General features: G+C 32.9%; 20 protein-coding genes and 1 pseudogene. 4 read left to right on the top strand and 17 right to left on the bottom strand.

The window, feature by feature from the left end:
• Positions 1-336: 336 nt before the first annotated feature.
• Positions 337-840, top strand: coding sequence for a CAP domain-containing protein (locus P5P90_RS11915; RefSeq protein WP_278034890.1), 504 nt, complete (start codon positions 337-339; stop codon positions 838-840).
• A 305-nt stretch (positions 841-1,145) separates the two neighbouring features.
• Here the strand turns inward: P5P90_RS11915 and P5P90_RS11920 are convergent, their stop codons facing one another.
• The 5 genes from P5P90_RS11920 to P5P90_RS11940 all read right to left on the bottom strand — a co-directional run bounded on the left by P5P90_RS11920 (position 1,146) and on the right by P5P90_RS11940 (position 3,766).
• On the bottom strand, positions 1,146-1,553 hold the full coding sequence (locus tag P5P90_RS11920; RefSeq protein WP_278034891.1) for an OsmC family protein: 408 nt from the start codon (positions 1,551-1,553) through the stop codon (positions 1,146-1,148).
• A 27-nt stretch (positions 1,554-1,580) separates the two neighbouring features.
• Positions 1,581-1,865 (bottom strand): GNAT family N-acetyltransferase, encoded by a 285-nt coding sequence (locus P5P90_RS11925; protein WP_278034892.1) that lies wholly within the window; start codon positions 1,863-1,865, stop codon positions 1,581-1,583.
• 11 nt (positions 1,866-1,876) lie between these two features.
• Positions 1,877-2,593 (bottom strand): pirin family protein, encoded by a 717-nt coding sequence (locus P5P90_RS11930; RefSeq protein ID WP_278034893.1) that lies wholly within the window; start codon positions 2,591-2,593, stop codon positions 1,877-1,879.
• A 178-nt stretch (positions 2,594-2,771) separates the two neighbouring features.
• Complete coding sequence (locus P5P90_RS11935) at positions 2,772-3,350, bottom strand: Crp/Fnr family transcriptional regulator (protein WP_278034894.1); 579 nt, start codon at positions 3,348-3,350, stop codon at positions 2,772-2,774.
• 53 nt (positions 3,351-3,403) lie between these two features.
• Positions 3,404-3,766, bottom strand: coding sequence for a DUF983 domain-containing protein (locus P5P90_RS11940; protein ID WP_278034895.1), 363 nt, complete (start codon positions 3,764-3,766; stop codon positions 3,404-3,406).
• 94 nt (positions 3,767-3,860) lie between these two features.
• Here P5P90_RS11940 and P5P90_RS11945 point away from each other — a divergent pair, with 94 nt between their 5' ends.
• Positions 3,861-4,724, top strand: coding sequence for a helix-turn-helix domain-containing protein (locus P5P90_RS11945; RefSeq protein ID WP_278034896.1), 864 nt, complete (start codon positions 3,861-3,863; stop codon positions 4,722-4,724).
• A 147-nt stretch (positions 4,725-4,871) separates the two neighbouring features.
• On the opposite strand, the gene P5P90_RS11950 is transcribed toward P5P90_RS11945, so the two are convergent.
• Positions 4,872-5,111, bottom strand: a complete 240-nt coding sequence (locus P5P90_RS11950) for a nitroreductase family protein (protein WP_278034897.1) — start codon at positions 5,109-5,111, stop codon at positions 4,872-4,874.
• A 38-nt stretch (positions 5,112-5,149) separates the two neighbouring features.
• On the opposite strand from P5P90_RS11950, the gene P5P90_RS11955 reads away from it, so the two are divergent.
• On the top strand, positions 5,150-5,404 hold the full coding sequence (locus P5P90_RS11955; RefSeq protein ID WP_278034898.1) for a helix-turn-helix domain-containing protein: 255 nt from the start codon (positions 5,150-5,152) through the stop codon (positions 5,402-5,404).
• A gap of 91 nt (positions 5,405-5,495) precedes the next feature.
• Here P5P90_RS11955 and P5P90_RS11960 read toward each other — a convergent pair whose 3' ends face one another.
• Positions 5,496-6,686, bottom strand: a complete 1,191-nt coding sequence (locus P5P90_RS11960) for a pyridoxal phosphate-dependent aminotransferase (RefSeq protein WP_278034899.1) — start codon at positions 6,684-6,686, stop codon at positions 5,496-5,498.
• Positions 6,687-6,762: 76 nt separating this feature from the next.
• Entirely contained in the window at positions 6,763-7,857 is a 1,095-nt protein-coding gene (locus P5P90_RS11965; RefSeq protein ID WP_278034900.1) for a fatty acid desaturase family protein, read from the bottom strand.
• A 108-nt stretch (positions 7,858-7,965) separates the two neighbouring features.
• On the opposite strand from P5P90_RS11965, the gene rsmG reads away from it, so the two are divergent.
• Positions 7,966-8,595, top strand: coding sequence for a 16S rRNA (guanine(527)-N(7))-methyltransferase RsmG (gene rsmG, locus P5P90_RS11970; RefSeq protein ID WP_278034901.1), 630 nt, complete (start codon positions 7,966-7,968; stop codon positions 8,593-8,595).
• A gap of 97 nt (positions 8,596-8,692) precedes the next feature.
• Here the strand turns inward: rsmG and pruA are convergent.
• The 9 genes and pseudogenes from pruA to P5P90_RS12015 form a co-directional block, all read right to left on the bottom strand.
• Positions 8,693-10,322 (bottom strand): annotated as a pseudogene (gene pruA, locus P5P90_RS11975) (L-glutamate gamma-semialdehyde dehydrogenase).
• 165 nt (positions 10,323-10,487) lie between these two features.
• Positions 10,488-10,874 (bottom strand): Co2+/Mg2+ efflux protein ApaG, encoded by a 387-nt coding sequence (gene apaG, locus P5P90_RS11980; RefSeq protein WP_278034902.1) that lies wholly within the window; start codon positions 10,872-10,874, stop codon positions 10,488-10,490.
• A 79-nt stretch (positions 10,875-10,953) separates the two neighbouring features.
• Complete coding sequence (locus P5P90_RS11985; protein ID WP_278034903.1) at positions 10,954-12,210, bottom strand: type IX secretion system plug protein; 1,257 nt, start codon at positions 12,208-12,210, stop codon at positions 10,954-10,956.
• A gap of 78 nt (positions 12,211-12,288) precedes the next feature.
• A complete protein-coding gene (locus P5P90_RS11990) occupies positions 12,289-13,053 on the bottom strand; it encodes a class I SAM-dependent methyltransferase (RefSeq protein WP_278034904.1) in 765 nt (254 codons plus the stop codon).
• A gap of 121 nt (positions 13,054-13,174) precedes the next feature.
• Positions 13,175-13,993, bottom strand: a complete 819-nt coding sequence (map, locus tag P5P90_RS11995) for a type I methionyl aminopeptidase (protein ID WP_278034905.1) — start codon at positions 13,991-13,993, stop codon at positions 13,175-13,177.
• 44 nt (positions 13,994-14,037) lie between these two features.
• Positions 14,038-15,426: a TolC family protein gene (locus P5P90_RS12000; protein WP_278034906.1), complete on the bottom strand. Its 1,389-nt coding sequence runs from the start codon at positions 15,424-15,426 to the stop codon at positions 14,038-14,040.
• Positions 15,426-16,772: an HlyD family secretion protein gene (locus P5P90_RS12005; RefSeq protein ID WP_278034907.1), complete on the bottom strand. Its 1,347-nt coding sequence runs from the start codon at positions 16,770-16,772 to the stop codon at positions 15,426-15,428. Before P5P90_RS12005 ends, P5P90_RS12000 begins: the two co-directional genes overlap by 1 nt.
• 2 nt (positions 16,773-16,774) lie before the next feature.
• The gene (locus tag P5P90_RS12010; RefSeq protein WP_278034908.1) at positions 16,775-18,436 is read right to left on the bottom strand and encodes a peptidase domain-containing ABC transporter; all 1,662 of its coding nucleotides are present in this window, start codon (positions 18,434-18,436) and stop codon (positions 16,775-16,777) included.
• A gap of 171 nt (positions 18,437-18,607) precedes the next feature.
• Positions 18,608-19,570 (bottom strand): sodium-dependent bicarbonate transport family permease, encoded by a 963-nt coding sequence (locus tag P5P90_RS12015; RefSeq protein WP_278034909.1) that lies wholly within the window; start codon positions 19,568-19,570, stop codon positions 18,608-18,610.
• Positions 19,571-19,630: the final 60 nt, after the last annotated feature.

Raw genomic sequence — 19,630 nt, forward strand, 5'->3', positions numbered from 1 at the left:
GTATAAGCAGCTAAGAGCTATTAATTGACTTTTTACCAGACACAGTATCAAAATCGCAATTTTTTTGTTATAAGTTTTTATTTGTGGTGTTATCTGTTTGATAATAGGAGTGTTATAAAAATAGTTGTTTTTCAGGTAATGTGATTTTAGGTAAAGATTTTTTTTAGTGTCAAAATATAATTATTCTGAAAGAAAAAAGTGATTTAAATATAAAAAACATGCATTTCATCGATTTTTTTATGCTTTTTATCGATATTATTATTAGGTTTGTACTCGAATTACAACAGATAGTTCTAACAAAATATTTTTGATTTATTAAATTAATTATTTTTTAAAATGAGAAAAACACTTGCTTATTTAATTTTGTTTCCAGCAGTATTATTTACAATGAATTCATGTTCTTCTGATTCATCAGAAGCAACTGCAGATTCTACCAGTGCAGTAATTGTTGAAAATTATACTTATAGTGATATCGAATTAGAGACGTTGAAGTTGGTTAATGATTATAGAGTAAGTGTTGGTTTAAATCCATTAGAAAAAATAAATCATATTTCATTTAAATCAGAAGAGCATGATTATTATATGATTGACAAAAAAGTGGTGAGTCATGATGGTTTTACAGATAGAGCCAATAATATTATGAAAGTATTAGGAGCTAAAAGTGTGGGAGAAAATATAGCCTATAATTATAATAGCCCAAAAGCAGCTGTGACAGCATGGTTGAATAGTCCTGCGCATAAAGAAAACATTGTTGGTAATTATACTCATTTTGGGATTTCTATCAGAGAGGATGCCGCTACAGGTAAAAAGTATTACACTAACATTTTTGTGAAAATGTAAATTAGTTTTTCGTATAAATATAAAAGGGCAATAATCCCCCAATTATATTCTCTTAGTTATTTATAAAAAAAGAGGTTGCATTCCCCCAAATGCAACCTTCTTTTTTATGCTGTAATACCGTTGTGTGTTTTAAATAATGTTTTTTTTAATTCGAAACAGCTTGTTTTTCGTCTTTAATTAAAAGCTTTAATCTTAAGCTGAATCGGTGATTTTTTTCTTATTTATATGTTTAAATAACTTTTTAGTTTTCATTTTAGATGTAATTTAAATCGATGTATTCTTTTGTAATGTCTTTTAGATTATAATTACAGCATTGTGTTAATAGTTACTTTTCCTTTTAGTATTTTAGAAACAGGACATTTATCGGCAATTAGCAATAAACGTTCTTTTTGTTCATTAGGAATATCTTTCGAGAATGAAATTTGTCTTGAAAAAATGGTTTCCAATTCGCCTTCTGATTCTTGTGTTGCATTTAGAGAAATTGTAATCTCAGGAATATCCCAGCCTTTTCGGTCGATGTACATTCTCAAAGTTGCTAGTGTACAACCTGCTAATGAAGCTAAAAGGGTTGAAAAAGGATCAGGTCCTAAATCCTTTCCTTCATTGCTCAGGGGTTCATCCATAATCAACTGGCCATTTCTCCAGTTGATAGTGCATAAATATTTCTGGGTATCAATATGTCCAACAATGTCTTTTTCGATTAAATTTCCCATAGTTCTTTCTGAATCTTTTAAGGTTGATTACAAAACATCTCCATATTCAGGAGTTTTTTCAAAAACTTTTTTGGCAAAAGGGCAAAGAGGAAGAATTTTTAAGTTCATTTCTCTGGCAAATTCAACCGCTTTTTCGACCATTTTTTTTCCAAAGTTTTTTCCGTTGTTACCTGGATTTACTTCGGTGTGATCTATGATTATTTTATGCGGTCCGGCAAAAACAAAGGTCATTTTTGCTTCTGTTTTATCGTTTACATTTATATAAAAATAACCTTTTTTTTCGTTGTATTCTAAACCTAAGTTTTCTTCCATTACTTCCTTTTTTAGTATTGCATAGGAACTTCCATTACTAAGAATTTAGCGGCATTGTTTGCTTTGATTTCAATCTCAGCAATATCTGAAATTCCTAATCCGTCTCTGGTTTCTAATTTTTGACCATTCACTTCAATTTCTCCTTCGATATTGAAGATGTAAAAACCATTTCCTTCTTTTTTTAGCGCCAGTTTTTTAGAGAAATCTTTGTCGAAATCGCTTAAATAAAACCAGGCATCCTGATGAATCCAAACTCCGGCATCATCAGAATTTGGAGATAATATCTGAGCAAAATCATTTTTTTCTAATGATTTGTCTAAAGTGATTTGTTGGTAACGAGGCGCTACATCACGTTTTTTAGGAAATAACCATATTTGGAAAAGTTTGGTTCTTTGATCAGCATTTGGGTTAAATTCACTGTGTCTGATTCCAGTTCCGGCGCTCATTACCTGAACATCACCATTTTTAATGGTAGATTCATTTCCCATGCTGTCTTTGTGTGCTAAATCGCCTTCAAGTGGAATAGTGATGATTTCCATATTATCATGAGGATGTGTTCCAAAACCCATTCCCGGGGCAATTGTATCATCATTTAATACACGAAGAGCGCCAAAATTTACTCTGTCAGGATTGTACCAGCTAGCAAAGCTAAAACTGTGGTAAGCGTTTAACCATCCGTGATTTGCATTTCCTCTTGTATCTGCTTTATGTAAAACTGTAGTTGCCATATTGTATATGTTTTATTGGTTATTAAATTATTACATTACAAATGTACAACCCTAGTAGTTCTTTTGCGCTTAACTTAGATTAAGAAGTTTATGGTTTATGGTTTGTTGTTTAAAGTTTAAGGTTTAAAGTTGTAATTATTATAAAATTATCACTGTGACTGCAAACTACGAATTCAAACTAATTTTTTCGTAGCATTTTGCTTTTCATTTTACTAAAAAATTCAGGGGTAACTCCTATATAAGAGGCGATTTGTTTTTGAGGTATTTTATGCGTCAATCCAGTATAGCGTTTGCAAAATTTATCAAAGCGTTCTTCGGCCGATAAACTCAAATTATCCATGATGCGTTCTTGATTGGCAACCAAGGCATTTTGGGTAAGAATTCTAAAAAAACGCTCCAACTTAGGGATTTCAGTATACAGTTGTTCTTGGTTTTCTTTAGAAAGTAAGACTAGCTCGGCATCTTCTAAAACTTCAATAAAGAGATTTCCCGGTTTTTGAGAGATTAGGCTATACATGTCGCCAATCCACCATCCTTCACAAGCAAAGTTTAATACATGTTCTACAATATTGTCGTTGATATTAAAACTTCTTAAAATACCAGAATTTACAAAATAAGAGTATTTGCAAATTTCACCTGGGCTTACTAAAATGGTTTTGGCTTTATGGAGTTGAATTTCGGTTTTGCTCAGGAACAGTTCTTTTTCTTCAACCGTAAGTGAAACGTGTTTTTCAATATTGTCGATAATTAAAGACATGACATGTACTATTGTTTGTCATGCAATATAACAATTTTATTGGGATGGATTTCTTATTTCGAATAATTCCTAAACATATACAACCATAAAAGTCTGGATAATCGGATGTTTAATGGTGATAAAGTTACAATGACAACCATGATTATGGGAATGATTCTTAAATCGAAATTTTGTTTAAAGAAAAAATGCGCAATACAATAGGTTGTAATTGCCTGTGCAACCGTTAATCCATAATTGACATACATAGCGCCAAAAAAATAACCTGGTTCCTTTTGAAATTTTTGATGGCAATGGCTGCAATATTCATTCATTTTAGGAAAACTAAATTTGAAGAAAATGGATTTTTCTTTGAAAACTTTACCTTGATGACAATGTGGACAATCATTATTTAGGATGTGGCTGAGTATTGTATACATGATTTCTAATTTTTTTCACAAAGGTATTTGATATTCAAATGTTAATTATTTGGTATATTCGCTTATTGTAGCACAAAAAAGACATTTTGGCAAGATGAAAAAGTATCCTATTTATAGTATCGAACAGTTTAATTGCAATTCCGTTAGTAGCGACTTGTATATAAATACCTTTAAAAATCATTTGGTCAATCATAGTTTTGTTGAAAAACCCCACCGACATAATTTTTATCTCTTGGTTTTTTTTACCAAGGGCTCTGGAGTTCACGAAGTCGATTTTGACCGATTTGACATTCAGCCAGGAAGTGTTTTTGTTTTGCAGCCAGGGCAAATGCACCATTGGGTTTTGTCTGAGGATATAGAAGGTTATATCGTTTTTTATACGGCTGAGAGGTACAATTTGTATTTTGGAAATAAGAATATTGAAGATTATCCTTTTTATTTTTCTGTCCAAAATAATCCTGAAATAGTCTTAGAGGCAAGGGAGGTAAAAAGTATTTTGCCTTATTTTGACCATCTCATCAGCGAAATGCAAAACAAACAATTAGGCAGCCAGGATAAAATAATGAACTTATTGGACAGTATTCACATTGAGTTGGCTCGAAAGTATAGCGAAATCCATGTTCATCAGGCGCATTCTTATAATGTGAAAATTAAAAAATTGGAGCAATTGTTAGAGCAAAATTATAAAGAACACAAAACGGCTGCTTTTTATGCTTCAGGATTGAATGTGAGTTTGAAACACCTGAACCGAATATGCAATGAGATTCTAAAAAAAACAACCACCGAAGTGGTCGTAGATCGTGTGATATTGGAAGCCAAACGCATGCTGCTGGATGAAAACTGGACGGTAAATGAAATCGCAACCGAGTTGGGTTACGAAGATTACTCGTATTTCAGTCGTTTGTTTAAAAAACACACCGCCATGACACCTACTGCTTTCCGATTATTGAAAAAGTGATTTTACTCTTTTGCGTAAACCTATTTAAGTTTAAGTATAAATATGTAAACTTATTTTAGGACAAGACCGTTTTTGTTTGAACGTGACGAGCACAGGGCATTTTTGTTTGTCAAAATACATATTATGATAATGTAAATTTTTATTGTTTTATATAGATTTGATGATGTTTTCTAATGCCAAACGTGATTTTGGTTTGACTGATGGTTGATTTGTGTCTTCGGGATTTCTATAACCGATAGCAACGGTAAACAAGGTTTTGTAGCCTTTCAGTTGGAGAATTTTGTTATATTCTTCGGTTTTAAGTCCTTCAATTGGTGTACTGTCAATTTCTAAATTCGCACAAGCTGAAAGGAAAAATCCAAGTGAAAGATACACTTGGTGTTGCAACCAAGATTTGATACAGCCAACAAATCAGTCTAGAAGAGGTGTCAAAAAAGATAGGAATGAACAAAGATTCTTTTTGTCGCTTTTTTAAAAAGACCTTTCGTAAATCTTTTTTTGAATTTATCAATGAGTATAAAATTAGTATGGCTAGCAAAATGCTAATTGCTACCGATTTGACTGCTTCTGAAATTGGTTATAAAGTGGGTTATAATAATTTGAGTTTCTTCAATAGACAATTCCATAAGTTTGTAAAAATGACGCCTTCTCAATACCGAAAAATGTATCGGGGGATATGATAAAAAAACCTCAAGTTTCCTTGAGGCATTTCTATTATTTACAGTTAGTTATAAAACTTCTAACTTCTGCGTTCTTATTTCTAACTTTAGATTATCCTGCTAAAGCATCTTTAATTCTTTTTAATGCTTCTTTCAACAATTCGTCACTAGTTGCATAAGAGAAACGGATACAATTTGGGTTACCAAAAGCATCTCCAGTTACAGTAGCTACGTTAGCCTCTGCTAAAAGATACATCGAAACATCGTTAGCATCTTTGATTTCTTTTCCTCTTAATGTTTTTCCGAAGAAAGAAGAAACGTCTGGAAATACGTAGAAAGCACCTTCTGGAACGTTGATTTTTACTCCAGGAATTTCTTTCAATAATCCAACTACTAAATCTCTACGTTTGTGGAATGCCTGTACCATGTGGTTCAATACTGATGGATCAGCATCAACTGCAGTGATAGTAGCACGTTGCGCAATAGAGTTAGCTCCAGAAGTTACTTGTCCTTGGATTTTAGTACAAGCCTTAGCAATAAATTCTGGTGCTCCAATGTATCCAATTCTGTATCCTGTCATGGCAAAAGCTTTCGCTACTCCGTTTACAGTGATTGTTTTTTCAAACATTCCCGGAATAGAAGCGATGCTGCAGAAAGTTCCAGAGAAGTTGATGTGCTCATAGATTTCGTCAGCAACCACGTAGATATTTGGATGTTTTTCTAAAACTTTAGCAATAGCTGTCAATTCTTCTCTGCTGTACACTGATCCCGAAGGGTTACATGGAGACGAGAACCACATCATTTTAGTTTTTGGTGTGATAGCCGCTTCTAACTGCTCAGGAGTGATTTTGAAATCTGTTTCTACAGAAGTTGGTACTTCTACAGGAACTCCACCTGATAATTTTACGATTTCGAAGTAAGAAACCCAGTAAGGAGCTGGTAAGATTACTTCGTCACCATCGTTTAACATTACCTGTGCAATGTTGTATAAAGATTGTTTAGCACCTGTAGAAACTACGATGTTTGCAGGTTTGTAATCTAAACCGTTATCTCTTTTGAATTTTCTACAAATAGCTTCTTTCAAATCAGCATATCCATCCACTGGAGAATAAGTGCTGTAGTTGTCGTCAATTGCTTTTTTAGCGGCTTCTTTGATGAAGTCTGGCGTGTTAAAGTCAGGTTCTCCTAAACTTAAACTGATAATGTCTTTACCTTGGGCTTTTAATTCTCTAGCCAAAGCTGCCATTGCTAATGTTTGTGATGTAGCAAGATTGTTAATTCTGTCTGAAAGTGGATTACTCATTAATAAAGTGTTGATAGTCCCGAATTCGGTAATTGAACGTTGGGAGGTTAATTATTTATTTTAATTAATTTTTTATTTAAGCCATTTCTGGATTTGTTCCTAAATCTTTTAAATGTTTGAAATGTGCAATAATAGCACTTCTCATCGTTTTATATTCATAATAAGGTAAGTTGCATTCTTGGGCAGTCTCGCGAACAATTTTTGCAATTTTACCGTAATGAATATGACTGATATTTGGAAAAATATGATGTTCAATTTGGTGATTTAATCCTCCAGTGTACCAATTTACTAACCAGTTTTTTGGAGCAAAATTAGTCGTAGTAAACAATTGGTGTATAGCCCAAGTGTTTTCCATTTCGCCTAATTCATTTGGAGAAGGATTGTCGGTTTCTTCCACTACGTGAGCCAATTGGAAAACGATACTTAAAATTAATCCTGCCGTATAATGCATTACGAAGAAACCTATTAGCACTTTCCACCAAACGATTCCGATGATTATGGGTAATATGATCCAAATGGTAGCATAAATAATTTTAGTAATAATCAAAGTCGTCCATAGAATTTTAGGGCTTTTAGGTTCGCCGTAAGATAATTTTCTTTTGATGTAATTTCTCATTTGCTTAAAATCGGTTGTAAGTGCCCAATTGAAAGTCAGTAATCCGTATAGAAATACAGAATAATAATGTTGAAAACGATGAAAACGATACCATTTGGCACTTTTAGTAAAACGAATAATTCTACCCGCTTCTAAATCTTCATCATGTCCCGGAATATTGGTGTAGGTGTGATGTAAAACATTATGTTGCACCTGCCAGTTGTATACATTTCCAGCCAAAACATAAATGGTTCCGCCCATAATTTTATTCACCCATTTTTTATTGGAATACGAACCGTGATTCCCATCGTGCATGACATTCATTCCTAATCCTGCCATACCTATTCCCATAACAATCGTTAAAAGTAAATGGGTCCAAAAAGGCATATCTAAAGTTAGGATTAAAAAGTAAGGAACTAAAAAGACCGTAAATAGAATTACCGCTTTTAAATGCAGTTGCCAATTACCTGCTTTAGAAAGGTTGTTTTCTTTGAAGTAATTGTTCACTCGCGAGTTAAGCGTTCTAAAAAACTTTAGTTTATCTTGCTTGGCAAATGTTGGTTGGGTTGTACTCATACAATTAAAAAATAGCGTTCAAAGATAATTATTTATAATTTTTAACGCAGCAAAATTGAGTTAAATATTCAAACTTAAAAATAGTACTTTTGTTAAAAAAATAAAACGATGGACGAAATACTGCGCTATTTTCCGGATTTGACCGAAATACAAAAAGAGCAATTCCAAAAATTAGATTTTTTATACCATGATTGGAATGAAAAAATAAATGTAATCTCAAGAAAAGATATTGATTCTTTATATACTAAACATGTTTTGCATTCCTTAGGAATCGCTAAAATCATGAAGTTTGAACCAGGAACTTATGTGTTAGATGTAGGAACTGGTGGCGGATTTCCCGGAATTCCATTGGCTATTTTGTTTCCTGAAACCCGTTTTTACCTCATTGATGTTATTGCAAAAAAAATAAGAGTAGTTCAAGGAGTTGTGGATGCTTTGGGTTTAAAAAATGTAAAAGCAGAGCAAATTCGTGCCGAAAATGTAAAAGGTGATTTCGATTTTATTGTAAGTCGTGCCGTGACGAATATGCCTGATTTTGTTTCTTGGGTGAAAACTAAAATTAAAAAACAACATAAACACGAATTAAAAAATGGTATTTTGTATTTAAAAGGAGGCGATTTAACTGAGGAATTAAAAGATTTTCCGAAAGCGACTCAATACGACTTAGCTAATTTTTTCGAGGATGAATTTTTTGAAACCAAAAAAGTGGTGCACTTGCCCTTGAAGTTTGTAGTGTAATAAATGAAATTTTTTAAATAAGAAACCCACAGTATTAAATAAATGCTGTGGGTTTTTTATTGTCTGAAATCTAAATTTTGATTTCTGAAATCTTAGTTTATTCTCCTAAAAATGGATATCTGTAATCTTCTGGAGAAACTAATATTTCTTTGATGGTTCTTGGTGAAACCCAACGTAATAAATTCAGGATAGAACCCGCTTTGTCATTTGTTCCTGAAGCTCTTGCTCCCCCAAATGGTTGTTGACCAACTACTGCTCCTGTGCATTTGTCATTGATATAAAAGTTTCCAGCAGCATTTTGAAGTTTAACAGTCGCTTCTTCAATAGCGTAACGATCCTGACTGAAAATTGCTCCGGTTAATGCGTATTCTGATGTTTGATCTACTAATTCTAAGGTTTCAATCCATTTGGCATCTTCATAGACGTAAATAGTTAATACGGGACCAAATAATTCAGTTTCCATAGTAACGTATTTTGGGTTTGTTGTCAAGATAACGGTTGGTTCTATAAAATAACCTACGGATTTGTCGTAGTTCCCACCAACAATAATCTCTGCATCGCTATCTTTTTTCGCTTGGTCAATATAACTAGCTAATTTGTCAAAAGAACCTTCGTGGATTACTGCTGTAATAAAGTTGCTAAAATCTTCTGGTGAACCCATTTTCATAGATTGTACATCAGTGATGATTTGTTCTTTGATGGCTGGCCATAAACTTTGTGGTATGTAAGCTCTGGATGCTGCTGAACATTTTTGTCCTTGGAATTCAAATGCGCCACGAACAATTCCTGTTGCTGCTTGTTTTACATTGGCACTTGGATGAACCATTACAAAATCTTTCCCACCGGTTTCTCCAACGATTCTTGGATAGGTTTTGTAATTATGGATATTAGCTCCAATTTTTGCCCAAAGATCTTTAAATACATGGGTAGAACCTGTGAAATGTAAACCGGCAAAATCACGACTAGCTAAAATAGTATCTGTTACCATTAAAGCGTCTCCAAAAACTACATTTATAACTCCATCAGGAAGACCAGCTTCTTTGAATATGTCGATGATGATTTTTGCTGAGAAAACTTGGCTATCACTTGGTTTCCATACAACAACGTTACCCATCATGGCAGCACTTGCAGGAAGATTAGCCGCAATAGCAGTAAAGTTAAAAGGAGTGATTGCATAAATGAAACCTTCTAATGGACGGTATTCTAAACGATTCCATACGCTTGAATCCGAATAAGGTTGGTCAGCATAAATTTGAGTCATGAACTCTACATTGAAACGTAAAAAATCAATTAACTCGCAAGCTGCATCAATTTCTGCTTGGTGAATGTTTTTAGATTGACCAATCATGGTTGCTGCATTAATCCTTGCTCTGTAAGGACCTGCGATTAGTTCTGCTGCTTTTAAGAAAATAGCAGCTCGTTGTTCCCAAGCCATATTTGCCCATGCTGTTCGGGATTCTAAGGCATTAGTAATAGCTTCTTCGATATGTGCTTTTTCGGCAAGATGATAACTGCCTACAATATGTTTGTGATCGTGTGGAGGAGTGATGTTCTCGAGTGTTTCCAGTTCGAATCTCTTTACTACCAATGTATAAAGGAACGTCAATTTTTTCGTTCCACATTTTTTTGTATGCAGCAAGAACGGCTTCTTTTTCTGATGAATTAGGAGCGTAGCTTTTTACAGCTTCATTGATTGCTTTGGGTACTTTAAAAAATCCTTTAAGCATAATGTTATTTTTTTAATGTATTAGATAATACAGTATTAAATCTAGAAAAAGAATAAGGCTGTATGATTGAGAATAAAATACTTTAAGGCAAAGGTACAAAAGCTAAATTGAATTTATCGTAATAAAATTATAATAAATTGCAAATTAGTTAAAATTAAGAATTTTTTAGTTTAGTGCAAATGGTGCGCATAATCTAAAAGTAGGGATGATTACTTTGAAGGTTTTGGTGTTGGTGAAATTAATCATATTAAAATGTCCTTTCATTGCTCCATAAGGAGAAGAAAGTAAGCATCCAGAGCTGTAAGTATGATTTTCGCCTGGTTTTAATACTGGTTTTTTACCAATAATTCCTTCGCCATCAACAATTTCTAAATTGTTTAAAGAATCAAATATTTCCCAGTGACGCGAAGTTAATTGTACAGAATCTTTACTGTGGTTTTCGATGGTAATGTGGTAACTAAAGGCAAAATGGATTTTGTAGTTTTTGAAGTAAGTGCCTTCAAAACTAGTCAAAACCGTTATTTTTATACCTCTTGTTATTTGAGAAACCATGATTAAACTGTTTAATCTATGTTTAATAGGAGCAAAATTACGAAAATTTATTTGCTTTCATTTATTTTTAACTGTTTTTTTAATTAATGATGTTCAGGGAATTAGCGGTGCCTTTTCCTATGATTCGATCATAACGTCCAGTATTTTCTTTGTAGTAGGTTAAAATAGTATATTCGTTTTCAGTTTGATAGAAATTTCCGTCTATTGCATTTTCATTGTCAATGTTTCCTTTGCTATCAGCAATTACATATTTATAATTGGTAAATCCTTGTTTGATGAGTATGGCCTTTTCATAAATTCCTTTTTTCTCGTTATAGTCCATTTTGTATTCAGGCGATAATGAATAGTTGTTAAACATTCCGCATACGTAAATATCTTTATTTAGTCGGAAAGTAGGGGCTGAAAGGCTAAAATAGATCCAGGCGTAATCGGCTTCAACCTCGTTATTACTGGCATTGGAATTTTTTACTACAAAATTTCCGTTTATATCTTGATAAAGCGTATAAGGGAAGTTTGCTCTTGCATTGTTAGTATATAAAAGGCAGTTATAAATATCAGTACTTGAGTCTACTCGGGCAATATTGTTGCTGGCTATTCTAATGTCTTTATTTTCAAAATACAAAAATTCATTGCCTGCCCAAAATTGGGTTTCGGTATCGTATTTGTAAATTAAATCATTGCCGATGGTGTATTGGGGTTGGATATTTTTTATTTCGGTATTAAAATCGCCATTCTGAATAAGGCTAACTTTAATGTTTTTTAGCGGATTTTGAAAGTTTATTGTGCTGGATTTAATGGCAAAGTCCAAATTGTGTTTCTGTTCTATAACACTTACATTTCGAGCTCTTTTTACCTGAATGGGAACAGTAGCGTTGTTTTCATATAGCATAAATTTTCTTGAAAACACAACTTCTTTGTCATCATTGAGGATCTTTAAAATATAATTACCACTAAGTCGTAATTGCTGTGTAAACTGATTAGGAAGACTTAGATTGTAATGACTATAGATTTGTAAGGTGTTGAAAGAGTTAGTGTAGTTTTGAATTCTTTGGTTGTCAAATCCTTGAAGGTATTCGTTTTTTTGGATGTTTGAAGGATTCCAATTATAATCACAATGAATAATTTCGTAATAATAATTGGCTTCATTTCCAAAAAGGTCATCAAACTGAAATTGAAAACCACTCCCTAATTCGAAAATTGGGATAGCATTTTGATTGTTTTGGACAAAACAAACGGTTTTGATATGGTATGGCGGAATCACTTCATTTTGAACTTGGGCTGAAGCCAAATTAAAAAACAAAAGAAATAAGATTCCAAACAGAAAAGATTTAGCCATAATTTTAATAATTGCTATTGTGTAAATATAACAAAATAAGCAACAAAATCGTATGGATTTGCAATCTCTTTGTGCGAATTATTTAAAACAAACAGGGATGATTTCTCCTTTTGCCAAGCAGTATTTATCGACTAATTTAGGGTCAATTTCGTTTGTGTAATCTTCCTCTAAGACTTTGAAACCAATACTTCTTAATTTGTCAAAATAGTCACGCCCATAAATACGCACGTGATCGTATTGGCCAAATATTTTAGCACGTTCTTTTGGGTCGGTGATGCTATCATCGGCAAAAGTAACTTCCCTTTTTAAGTCTTGCGGAATTTGTAAAATAGCCATCCCTCCTGGTTTTAAAACACGATATAATTCCTGCATGGCTTTAGTATCATCAGGAATGTGTTCTAAAACGTGATTGCATAAAATTACATCGTATTGATTGTCCTCAAAAGGTAAATTACAGATATCGGCTTTTACATCAGCCAATGGTGAAAATAAATCAGTTGTTGTGTAATCTAGATTTTTTTGCTTTCGAAACAATTTGTAAAAAGCCTGTTCAGGAGCAAAATGCAATACCTTTTTTGGCGCTGTAAAAAAATCTGTTTTTTCATTCAAATACAACCATAACAAACGATGTCTTTCTAATGAAAGTGTACTTGGTGATAAAACATTCTCTCTTTGGGTTTCATATCCATAAGGCAGCATTGATTTGAAACTTTTACCATCAATTGGATCGGTATATCGATCTCCTTTTAAAGTAAATGCTATGATTGGCCGTGCTACATAACTTAAACGAATAAGTAGAGGACGAGGAATGGTATTAAGTATCGTTTTAAAAGCTTTTTTCATGAGTTGTTACACCAAGATTCGAATGGGTTTACAAGGAATTCTTAAACATTTACAAAGTGATTCTCAAATGAATGTGAACTTTGATAATCTCAGAGCTGTTTTTGTGAGTTTCTTTGCGAGATTAGATAACTAAAGGCACTTTTCTAAATTCATCTTCTTCATTACTTTCAATTCCAAGTGCTTTGTAGATATAAGCAAAAGTAGAAAGTAACTCCGGTTTGCCATCAACAATAGCTACATCATGTTCAAAGTGCGCCGAAGGCTTACCATCGGCAGTAAGAATTGTCCAACCGTCTTTTAATTGTTTGATATTTCGAGTGCCTTGATTAATCATTGGTTCAAGTGCCACCACCATTCCTTCTATTAATAGTTTACCTCGACCTTTTTTACCATAGTTAGGCATTTCTGGTTCTTCGTGCATTTTTTGACCTAATCCGTGACCTACTAATTCACGAACAACTCCATAGCCGTGAGATTCGGTATATTTTTGAATCGCATTCCCTACATCTTCCACGCGATTTCCAGCACGGAATTCACGCATACCCACATATAAGGATTCTTTAGTAACTTTTAATAATTTTTTAGTTTCTGGAGCTACTTCTCCTACTTCAAACGTATATGCATGATCTCCATGATAGCCATTTTTATAGGCACCACAGTCAATAGAGATAATATCACCACTTACAAGAGGAGTGTTGTTTGGAATTCCGTGAACTACTTGTGCATTTGGACTCATGCAAAGTGAATTAGGGAAACCGTATAAACCAAGGAAACTTGGAACCGCACCATGGTCACGAATGAATTCTTCGGCTAATTTATCAAGGTTTAAAGTGGTTACTCCTTCTTTCACTTCAGAAGCAAGCATTCCTAATGTTTTCGATACGATTAAGGCACTTTCGCGCATTAATTCTATTTCTTCACGGGATTTAACTACAATCATACTTTTTATTTTTCGAAATGCAAAAGTACAATTTTCTGAATTATTTAATCCGGATTCGCCATTATTTTAAAAAGCTCCGAATTAGATACGAAAAAACGGTTCTCTAAAGCTATTTTAGAAAGCTGTGCACTTACTAAATTATTTTCTCTACTATTGATTAAAAATAGCGAACTCTCCCCAAAAGAAAATAATTTTTCTTCCGATTTTAACATGGTTGCATAATCTTCAACAACACTTTTAATCAAATTTTTTTGCTTGGTCAAAGCTTCAATTTCTAATTTTTGAGCATTTATTTTATTGCTTAATTGAACCTTTTCTAGGTCTAATGCAAATTCAGTTTCTTGTACTTTGTATTTAGCTAATTTTAAACTACCTCTTTCTTTTCTTAGAAATAAAGGGAAATAGAAGTTCAGACCTATTTTATAATCTTCAAAACGGTAATTGTCAATATAACTTGGTTCTGATAAATAAGAATAGCCAATGTCAATTTTAGGCAAAAGCATATTGGCTTTTAATTTTTTCTCTACATTTAAAATGTCAATTTTGCTTTGTAGGGCATTGATTTTTGGATGATTACTAATCGAAAAATCGGGATTTAATAGTGCGTTTGTTTTTAAGGTTTCCTGAATTGTAAATTCTAGTTGCGTTTCCGGAATAATGCTCTCGGCTAATTCTAAAGGAATGTTGTTTTCTAACCAAAGAAAATTAGAAAGCTCTAATTTAGCTTTTGCTAATTTTAATTCTGAATCAATTAAATTCAAGGTTCTGTTTTTTACAGTCATTCCAGCTTCGACACTATCTATGGCACGTTTATCACCTTCTTTGATAGAGGTTTGTATTCCTTTAAATCTTATTTCAGCATTTTCTTTATATTCTTTATACAATACAACCTCGTTATAACTTTTTTTCCAGTTAAAATAGGCAATAGAAGCATCGTATAAGATAGCAATAGCTTGAAGTTTTCGTTCTGCTTGACTTAATTGAAGTTGTATTTTTGCCTTTTTTAAATCGGCCATTCTTTGATTGATGAATAAGCCTTGTCCTAAAGGTACGCTTATTCCAAGTGAAGTTAATCCTTGATTGGGAACTGTGTTTTCTGGATTAAGGTAGATTCCTTCATTATTATCAAAACCTGCTTTAATTTCGATTCCATACCAAGTTGGAATTTTAAAGCTACTGTTTAAAATGGAATAATATTCTTTGTCTTTGAATTGCTTTTTACTAAAATCAACCTCAATTTTTGGGTCAAATCCCCCGCGAGCCATCATTAAATTGGCTTGAGATTTACTGATTTCTAGATTGGCATTTTTAACCAATGGATGATACTTTTTTACAAAGCCCAAAAACTCATTGTATGTAAGTTCTTTTGAGTTGATTTCTTGGGCTGATAAAGTAAAACCGAAGAATAAAAAGGCGAAGAAAATATGTTTCATTATTTTTTCTCTTTTGTAGTTTTAGCTGTTGGTTTGTAGTAGTTAGGAGGGAAACCATTTAGAGTTCTCCATATTTCAAACCACACGGGAACATTATCTAGTAAAGCTATAGTTTGTGCTCCGGCACCAATACTTAATTGTGCTGGCCATTTGTGCTCGTTTTTGTCTGGCGCAATCAAAACACGGTATTTTCCGTTTTCACTAATAAAGTTTTCGATAGCAACGATTTCTCCACCAAAAGTTCCATAAGACATATTAGGCCAACCCGAAAAGACAATGGTAGGCCATCCGTCAAACCATACACGAACTTTTTCCCCTTTAGTAATTAAAGGTAAATCAATAGGGTTTACGTAAGTTTCTACCGCGATGTCATATTCTGAAGGCATAATCGTTGCAATTGGTGTTCCTTCTTTTATTGTTTCACCAATTCCAGATTGTAATGCCCTGTTTATATATCCATTTTGTGATGCTTTGATGTAATACATTCCATTACGAATGCTGTAATTGGTGTATTGATTTTTTAATTTGTTCACTTGAGCATCGGTATCAAATTGACTGCTTAAAGCGGTATACTTGTCACTGTTTGCTTTTGATACTTTTTCTGAATATTCAGCATTGATTCGGTTGATTTCTACCTTAGCATTAATTAATTCATTTTTGCTGGTTAGGTATTTGTTTTCTTGAGTAATGATTTTGGCTTCTACTTCTTGCAATTTGAGTCTTTTTTCCTCAATGTCGGTAAGTGGTTTTAAACCTTCTTTGTTTAATTGTACAGTACGATTGTACTGGGTAGTAGCAATTCGTAACTGTGTTTTTACCGCTGCAAGATCCATACTATCGCTTTTGATTTTCAAGATCGATTGTTGGACTTTGTTTTTAGCTTGTTCTAATTTTAATTTTCGTTCATTCTCGATAGCAACAATTTGGTTAGAAAGCATATCAACTTTGGAGTCATAAGATGCTAAAGATTGTTGTTTGGCTTCCATTTGGTTTCTAGTATTTTCAACTAAATTTGGATCCATATAATCTTCTTTTATCTCCGAGATAAATAAGATAGTGTCTCCTTTTTTTACATAATCACCTTCTTGAACATACCATTTTTCTATACGACCCGAGATGACACTTTGTATCGATTGTGGTCGTTGATTGGGTTTTAAAGTGGTTACGTTTCCAGAACCAGAAATGGTTTGTGTCCACGGTAAAAAAAGTGCAGCAAGACCAATAATAGAAACTCCTGCTATAATTCGGTTTAAAATTTTATAGTGAGGTCTGTTGCTCAAGTTTTTAACTGTTTCATATCGCTCTAGCGATTGCAGTTTAGTTTTATTGTTTGAGATGTTTAACATGCTTAATTGTTTTTTGAATCAAGTTGAATAGCTCCATTTTGCATAATAATTCTTCGGTTGCATTTTGTTCTCCAATATGGATTTTTTGAAGAAACAATGATTGTCCAATTGAATTTATCAGAGGTGATGAAATCGATGATTTCATTAGCTACTTTTTCATCCATCATGTCTGTTGGGTCTTCGTAAAATAGTATTTTAGGTTTGTGAATGATACTTCTTGCTAACAATAACTTTTGAGCGTTAGAAGAAGATAATTGTCTTCCTTCAGGAAAAATACGAGTGTCTAATCCTTTAGGTAAAGATTTAACAAAAGAAGTTAGTTGAACACCATCAATGGCCCATTTTAAATCTTCGGACTTAATAGTTTTGTCATTGAAAGTGATGTTTTCTAGCAAAGTACCTTCAAAAGGACTTTCGCTATGAATAATACTTCCTATTTGAGAGCGGTATTGTTTAAGGTTTATTTTCTTGAATGTGTCATCATTGATAAAAAATGATCCAGAGGTTTTTTGTAACAAACCAGAAAGGATTCTAATAAGTGTTGTTTTACCAGAACCATTTTCTCCTTCAATGACAATTTTCTCTCCTTGTTCTATTTTTAAGGATATGGATTTTAAAATTTCTGTGTCAGAATCCGGAAATTTGAAACAAAGATTCTCCGTTTCTATAGAAATGTTAGTGTAGCAATAATCAATATCGGACACATTTTCATCCTCCAATTCTAAATCGGTGACCTGACCTATTTTTTCAATAGAAGTAAGGACATCGTAAAAGGTTTCTAAGCCAAATATGATTTTCTCAGAAGAGTTGATTACTAATAAAATAATGATTTCAGCGGCAACAAATTGTCCAATATTCATTTCTTGAGAAAGCACAAGAAATCCTCCGATCAATAATAAACTAGCAGTGATTATAACTTTGAAAACAATTAATTGAGAAAATTGACTTTTTATGACATTAAAGTGTTTTTCTCTATAGTTTAAATAATCTGCTACAAGATTATTGTTTTTTTGCAAGCTGTAATCGTAGTTAAGTTCGTTTTTAAAGCTGTAATTGTTTCGGGCAATTTCCTGTAACCAGCTCGCAACTTTATATTTGAATTTGGATTCTTTCAAGCTCGTTTCAAGTCCAGCTTGGTAGGAGAATTTGAAGATGAAGTATAAAAATCCAAATAATAAAATTCCAAAGACAATAAAATAAGGGTGGTAGAGGGATAATAAAATGATACCAAAAACAATTTGTAAAATAGCAGCCGAAAAATCGATTAGCAATTTTGAAGTTCCTTTTTGAATGGTTAAGGTGTCAAAAAAGCGATTCGCTAATTCAGGTGGATAGCTGTTATAAAGTTGGTTTATTTTAATTTTAGGCAAGCGCGCAGCAAAATCAAATGAAGAACGTACAAATATTTTTTGTTGTAAATTTTCTGTTATACGCAACTGCATTAATGATAATATCCCTACTAGTATTACCCCAAAAACCACCAAAATGATTAGCGCTACCCAAGAAGCACTTACTCTTCCTGATTGTATCAAATTGGTGATAGCCTGAATTCCCAAAGGCAATGACAAACTGATTAATCCCGCAAAGATGGCATAGAAAAATATTTGCGAGACATCTCTTCTGTCTAATTTCAGTAAGTTAAAAAAACGTTTTAAAGGTGTCATATTTTTTGTTGGTTTATTATTCTTATGTTATTTGAACAAAATTAATAGCAATACTTTTATTTTTTGTGTTTTAACAATAAATTAAGTCAATAGAGAAGTAATTCTAATGTTATTTTAATTTTGAATACCAATTTTTTAATGTTACAGTTGGTTTGCTAAGTTAGGTCAAATTTAGAACGTATTAATGATTAAAAAATACAATGGCATTCCAATGGTTATGTTAATTGGGAAAGTTATGGCAAGAGTCATGGGTAAAAATAACCCAGGATTGGCTTGAGGGACAGTGATTTTCATGGCTGCAGGGACTGCAATATACGATGCACTCGCAGCTAATATTGAAAAAATGAATCTATTGCTTATGTCATCTGTCACTAAGGCGCTCAGTATCGCGAATAGACAACCATTAAATAAGGGTATAATTATAGCAAATAGAGTAGGGAAGAGACCAAAAGAGAAGAAGGATTTTAATTTTTTTCCACTTGTAATCCCCATATCAAGAAGAAATATAGCAAGGAATCCTTTAAATAAATCATTGGTAAAAGGCGCTATACCTTCGGCTTGTTTATCATTGGCAATATAACCTATTAACAGACTTCCAAGGATTAACAGGACACTTCCATTAGTTAACGAATGAATGAGTATGGATCTTTTTTTAATTGTTTTTGTTTCTTTTTTATTAAAAGTAGATATTAAAATTAGACCAATGATTATTGCTGGCGATTCCATTAATGCCATTATCGCAACCATGTGCCCGTGGAGATTTAATTGTTGCGATTCCAAAAATGAAACCGCCGTAACAAAGGTAACGGCACTAACAGATCCGTATGCTGCAGCAATTGCTCCAGAATCAAAGATGTTTAATTTTTTATTTAAGATAAAGAAGGTATACAATGGGATTGTTACTGAAATTCCTACTCCAAATAATATTGACCAAGCAATTTCGGTGCTAAAGGTTTCGTGTGATAATTCTTGTCCTCCTTTAAAACCTATTGCGAACAATAAATATAAGGAAATGAATTTTGAGGAGTTTTGCGGTATTTCTAAATCACTTTTTAAACATACAGCAACAATTCCCAGTACAAAAAAGAGTAGGGCAGGGTTTGTAAGATTTTCAATGAGTAAGTTAAAGTTCATTTTCAATAAATTTGGTTAGGACAAATGGTATTTATAGCTATTTCTCGGTTTAAACATTGC

The sequence above is a fragment of the Flavobacterium nitratireducens genome (assembly GCF_029625335.1).
In the GTDB taxonomy this organism is placed as follows: domain Bacteria; phylum Bacteroidota; class Bacteroidia; order Flavobacteriales; family Flavobacteriaceae; genus Flavobacterium; species Flavobacterium nitratireducens.

Coding starts and splice junctions, on each gene's coding strand:
- P5P90_RS11915 (WP_278034890.1), top strand. CDS start 337: ATGAGAAAAACACTTGCTTATTTAATTTTGTTTCCAGCAGTATTATTT.
- P5P90_RS11920 (WP_278034891.1), bottom strand. CDS start 1,553: ATGGGAAATTTAATCGAAAAAGACATTGTTGGACATATTGATACCCAG.
- P5P90_RS11925 (WP_278034892.1), bottom strand. CDS start 1,865: ATGGAAGAAAACTTAGGTTTAGAATACAACGAAAAAAAAGGTTATTTT.
- P5P90_RS11930 (WP_278034893.1), bottom strand. CDS start 2,593: ATGGCAACTACAGTTTTACATAAAGCAGATACAAGAGGAAATGCAAAT.
- P5P90_RS11935 (WP_278034894.1), bottom strand. CDS start 3,350: ATGTCTTTAATTATCGACAATATTGAAAAACACGTTTCACTTACGGTT.
- P5P90_RS11940 (WP_278034895.1), bottom strand. CDS start 3,766: ATGTATACAATACTCAGCCACATCCTAAATAATGATTGTCCACATTGT.
- P5P90_RS11945 (WP_278034896.1), top strand. CDS start 3,861: ATGAAAAAGTATCCTATTTATAGTATCGAACAGTTTAATTGCAATTCC.
- P5P90_RS11960 (WP_278034899.1), bottom strand. CDS start 6,686: ATGAGTAATCCACTTTCAGACAGAATTAACAATCTTGCTACATCACAA.
- P5P90_RS11965 (WP_278034900.1), bottom strand. CDS start 7,857: ATGAGTACAACCCAACCAACATTTGCCAAGCAAGATAAACTAAAGTTT.
- rsmG (WP_278034901.1), top strand. CDS start 7,966: ATGGACGAAATACTGCGCTATTTTCCGGATTTGACCGAAATACAAAAA.
- apaG (WP_278034902.1), bottom strand. CDS start 10,874: ATGGTTTCTCAAATAACAAGAGGTATAAAAATAACGGTTTTGACTAGT.
- P5P90_RS11985 (WP_278034903.1), bottom strand. CDS start 12,210: ATGGCTAAATCTTTTCTGTTTGGAATCTTATTTCTTTTGTTTTTTAAT.
- P5P90_RS11990 (WP_278034904.1), bottom strand. CDS start 13,053: ATGAAAAAAGCTTTTAAAACGATACTTAATACCATTCCTCGTCCTCTA.
- map (WP_278034905.1), bottom strand. CDS start 13,993: ATGATTGTAGTTAAATCCCGTGAAGAAATAGAATTAATGCGCGAAAGT.
- P5P90_RS12000 (WP_278034906.1), bottom strand. CDS start 15,426: ATGAAACATATTTTCTTCGCCTTTTTATTCTTCGGTTTTACTTTATCA.
- P5P90_RS12005 (WP_278034907.1), bottom strand. CDS start 16,772: ATGTTAAACATCTCAAACAATAAAACTAAACTGCAATCGCTAGAGCGA.
- P5P90_RS12010 (WP_278034908.1), bottom strand. CDS start 18,436: ATGACACCTTTAAAACGTTTTTTTAACTTACTGAAATTAGACAGAAGA.
- P5P90_RS12015 (WP_278034909.1), bottom strand. CDS start 19,570: ATGAACTTTAACTTACTCATTGAAAATCTTACAAACCCTGCCCTACTC.